At 33.5% G+C, this 3,766-nt stretch carries 4 protein-coding genes and 1 tRNA gene; 3 read left to right on the top strand and 2 right to left on the bottom strand.

The window, feature by feature from the left end; translation table 11 throughout:
* Positions 1-158: 158 nt before the first annotated feature.
* Positions 159-1,115 (bottom strand): thiamine-phosphate kinase, encoded by a 957-nt coding sequence (locus AOG54_RS01570; RefSeq protein ID WP_048101659.1) that lies wholly within the window; start codon positions 1,113-1,115, stop codon positions 159-161.
* A gap of 115 nt (positions 1,116-1,230) precedes the next feature.
* Between AOG54_RS01570 and AOG54_RS01565 the strand changes: the two genes are divergently transcribed.
* Together AOG54_RS01565 and AOG54_RS01560 are read left to right on the top strand one after the other, a co-directional pair.
* On the top strand, positions 1,231-1,803 hold the full coding sequence (locus AOG54_RS01565; protein ID WP_055032319.1) for a chorismate mutase: 573 nt from the start codon (positions 1,231-1,233) through the stop codon (positions 1,801-1,803).
* Position 1,804: 1 nt separating this feature from the next.
* Complete coding sequence (locus AOG54_RS01560; RefSeq protein WP_048101661.1) at positions 1,805-2,440, top strand: hypothetical protein; 636 nt, start codon at positions 1,805-1,807, stop codon at positions 2,438-2,440.
* Here the strand turns inward: AOG54_RS01560 and AOG54_RS01555 are convergent.
* Complete coding sequence (locus AOG54_RS01555; RefSeq protein ID WP_054963828.1) at positions 2,423-3,481, bottom strand: archaeosine biosynthesis radical SAM protein RaSEA; 1,059 nt, start codon at positions 3,479-3,481, stop codon at positions 2,423-2,425. The two genes, AOG54_RS01560 and AOG54_RS01555, sit on opposite strands and share 18 nt — an antisense overlap.
* 211 nt (positions 3,482-3,692) lie before the next feature.
* Here AOG54_RS01555 and AOG54_RS01550 point away from each other — a divergent pair.
* Positions 3,693-3,764, top strand: a tRNA-Val gene (locus AOG54_RS01550).
* The last annotated feature ends 2 nt before the right edge of the window (positions 3,765-3,766 follow it).

Raw genomic sequence — 3,766 nt, 5'->3', positions numbered from 1 at the left:
ACATTTCCATATATTTTTCAAGTTCATTGTTTTTCTTTGACATATTTAATCTCTTTCTGGCTTCTTCAATATCGTATTCTAAGGGGTCTATATATTCTTTGTTTTGGTTCATCATAAGTCTATATGTTCTTCTATATAAATATTTTTTATATAAACATTTACTTTTTATCCAGCGGGTCCTTAAGGAAGTGTTCATATCCCCTTTCATTTACATTAACCCAGCTATCATAATACACCATATTTGGACCATCATATGTTTCTCCTATTATGTATGCATCTATTTTGTATTTATTTATCCTATTTTTAAATGAATCGTAATTATTCTTTTCAACTGTAAAAAATAATTCATAATCACCACCGAAGGACATTACAATATCTGATTCTGAAACACCAGAAATTTGCGCTGCCCTGGAAACATCAGGGTCCTTCTTAATTTTGTTATAATCTATTTTAAATCCTATATTATAATCGTGCTTCATCTGATATATGGATGAGTATATCCCATCCGATAAATCCATCATAAACCGGGCACCGGCCATGCTTAAAATCTGTGCCTCCATTATCCTTGGATGAATTTCAAGCATTTTTTTTATTCCATATTCAGTTTTATATGAATTTTTATAAAATAGATAGCCTGCACCTGATCTCCCAAGAGAATTTGTTACAAGCACATAATGGTTTACTGCTATGTCTGATCTCCTGCGAATAAGTGAGGGTTTTTGCCTTCCAATTATTGTTCCTGAGGCCGTAAAATCATCACCCTCCTTTGTATCCCCGCCTATAATGCCTATGTTAAATTCTGATAATTTACTGTATATTCCGGAATAAAATCTTTTTAAATATTCCATGTCATAATCTGGGGATATTGAAAGTGATACCAGAAACCCCACAGGTATTCCCGCATCTGCAGCTATATCGCTCAGGTTTATGGCTGCAAAAAAGCTTCCAGCCATTTCAGGGCTTGCCCCCTCCGGTATATGAGTTTTTCTGGTTATTACATCTGTGGATAACAGCAAATCAAATGATCCCATGTTAAGCACTGCACAATCATCGGGTTCCCTATCCCTCGATATTAAATCTATTATTCGCCTTTCACCTATATCACTTAGTTTCAACAGAAAGTTATTGCCTTGAGAGATTTAACGTTTTTTATTACTTTATAAAAAACATCAGGGATTATATTTTCCCTCAAAAAATTATATATATGTGTGATAAATATTGTCATGGGTGATGGAATTAATATCAGACTTTGAAAATCTCAGAATGGAAATGCTTGAAAACTCACGGGAAATAATAAGGCTGCTAAAACAGAGAATTAAACTGGCTCAGAAAATTGGGGAGATAAAAAAAATGAACGGTGGGGAGATACATGATTATAACCGTGAAAGGGAGATAATAAAGCTTATCTCCGGGGATAGATTTACACAGTCTGTATTAAATATACTTTTTGAATTTTCCATACATTATGAGTCTAATTCCCAGTTAAATTTACCAGGGTATGTATACAAAAATATTAATGGAAATAATTACATGGAATTTAATGGAGAGACCAAAAATCTGCTTGGAATGCTAAAATTTATTTTAAATCCAGGGTCCGTGGTATTTTCTGAAAATAAAGAATATAAAAATTTGATATCCGGCCCTGGTATACATATTATAAACCATAAAATTGAGGATCCTGACGTGTATGTAGATGTAAATGGTAATTATGGCGGTGACATAATAATCAATGGCAGGCAAATGCTAATTTCAAAGAATTTTCTGGAGAATAGAGAAAATATATACAGGGTAATAATAAGATAGTATGTTTACGGTAGTTGGAAGTAAGGGTAATCTGGGTTCGCTTTTAATGAAAATATTTCCAGATTCATACGGCGTCGATGTTGATAATGAGGAAAAGCTTTTTAATTATTTAAAGAAATCAGATTATGCATTTTTGGCAATACCACCTGACCAGGAGGAAAATATAATAAACAAATACAAATTTTTTACCGGATTTATAGAATTATCATCAGTGAAGCTAAGATTTTTAAAATTTAAAAACAGCATAATAAGCATACATCCACTTTTTGGTCCAAGAAGTTACGGTAAGATTAAGGATATAGTATTTATAAACGATATATCACCACCTGATTCCATGGGGAAAATTCAAAATATTTTTCCAGATTACAATATAATCAGCCTGAGTGCAGACCAGCATGATAGATTAATGTCTGAAATACTGGTAAAACCATATATTATTTCCATGATTTCCAGACCTCAGAATGGAAGTATAAAAACCAGTTCCTATGAAAAATATCTTGACCTGTGCAGCATTAGTTCACAGGAAAGCAAGGAAATACTTTATGATACAATATTGATGAATAAATATACTCAGAATGTAATAGACGAAATTCAGGGGGGCCTTGATTACATCAAAAATTTAATAAAAAATGGATGATCTCGATATTCTTTTTACAAGGGTATTATAGTCGGTTTGCAGTAAAAGTTTATCCTCAAGATCAAGTTCATAATTATACAATGAAAGATCCAGTGATGAGTAGTATTCCTTAAGTTCCGAGAAATTCTGTTCAAGAGATGATTTAACTATTAAATCAAGAAGTTTTTTATCAAACTTATCATCGTGAACGCCACGCTCCTTGCCACCGCCTGTGGGATAAGAAAGAACAGGATATTTATGCCCTGACATCTCTATTAAAATCCTTGCAAGTGATATCATTCTTGGAGGCCTGTACAAACCCTTCTTCCATAATTTTTCAACAAGTGTATTTTTTTGTATATTCATTGGGTTTATTGATATATCGTTTGAATACTGTGCAGATATTTTTACAGAATTTTCAACATCAGCTATTGCTGATAGCTCCGATATAAACGGTGGCTTAAAAAGCAGGTAGGTTCTCAGCTCAAAACCCTCCTCCTTAATGAGCCTTGCTGCATCCAGATATTTTTTCAGCGTGCTGCCCTTGTTAATTGAATATTTCATAATATAATCATTGGCACTCTCAAGACCTATTGCAATTCTTACAGGAATATTATGGCGCTTAATATCTTCAAGTATGTCCTTCCTTATGTATTCTGTTCTTGATTCAACCAGTATTTTGTCAACCTTTCCCTTCATTTTTTCAAAGAAGTAGTTCCTTACAGATGGAGATACCTCCCGGGGGTCAAGAAAGCTTCCAGAGGTAAAGATCTTAACGACCTTGGCATCCCCAAGTGAATTATAAAGTTCATCAACCTGCTTAAAAAGATTCTCATCAATAATATTATCTGATGTATCATTAAAGTACCCGCACATTGAGCATGCACTAAACCTATACCATGCACAGCCAGTTGTTCTAAATATGCAGACAACTGTTTTTTCAGGAAATCCCCGTAACCTGTCAAGCTCCTTCCATACTGAAACAGGTCTGTTTGCATCTGCATCTTTTTTATCCCCGGGGATTAAACCTCTAATATAAAGTGATAGTTCCCTGCTTTCCATAATAGATTCACATGTTAATTATCTATATTATGATTACCTTTTTAAATAACAACAGATTTTTATTATTTAGATAAAAATACCTGTATTTCCGATGCTTTAATATTTATTTGTTTATTTATTATAAACTCGAATGCATCACACAATAGTGTATTTAAGTCTCATTTTGAGTAAAAGTAAAAAATTATATATCATCTTAAAATAAACCTTCACTGGGCTCGTAGTCTAGTGGTATGATGTCTCCCTGACACGGAGGAGGTCACCGGTTCGAATCCGGTCGGGCCCATT

This window comes from Acidiplasma aeolicum, from assembly GCF_001402945.1.
Lineage (GTDB): Archaea > Thermoplasmatota > Thermoplasmata > Thermoplasmatales > Thermoplasmataceae > Acidiplasma > Acidiplasma aeolicum.
This window is presented reverse-complemented; position numbering and strand designations above follow the sequence as displayed.

Excerpts from the sequence above, each read along its gene's own strand:
- AOG54_RS01565 (WP_055032319.1), top strand. The coding sequence starts at position 1,231 with ATGGAATTAATATCAGACTTTGAAAATCTCAGAATGGAAATGCTTGAA.
- AOG54_RS01560 (WP_048101661.1), top strand. The coding sequence starts at position 1,805 with ATGTTTACGGTAGTTGGAAGTAAGGGTAATCTGGGTTCGCTTTTAATG.
- AOG54_RS01555 (WP_054963828.1), bottom strand. The coding sequence starts at position 3,481 with ATGGAAAGCAGGGAACTATCACTTTATATTAGAGGTTTAATCCCCGGG.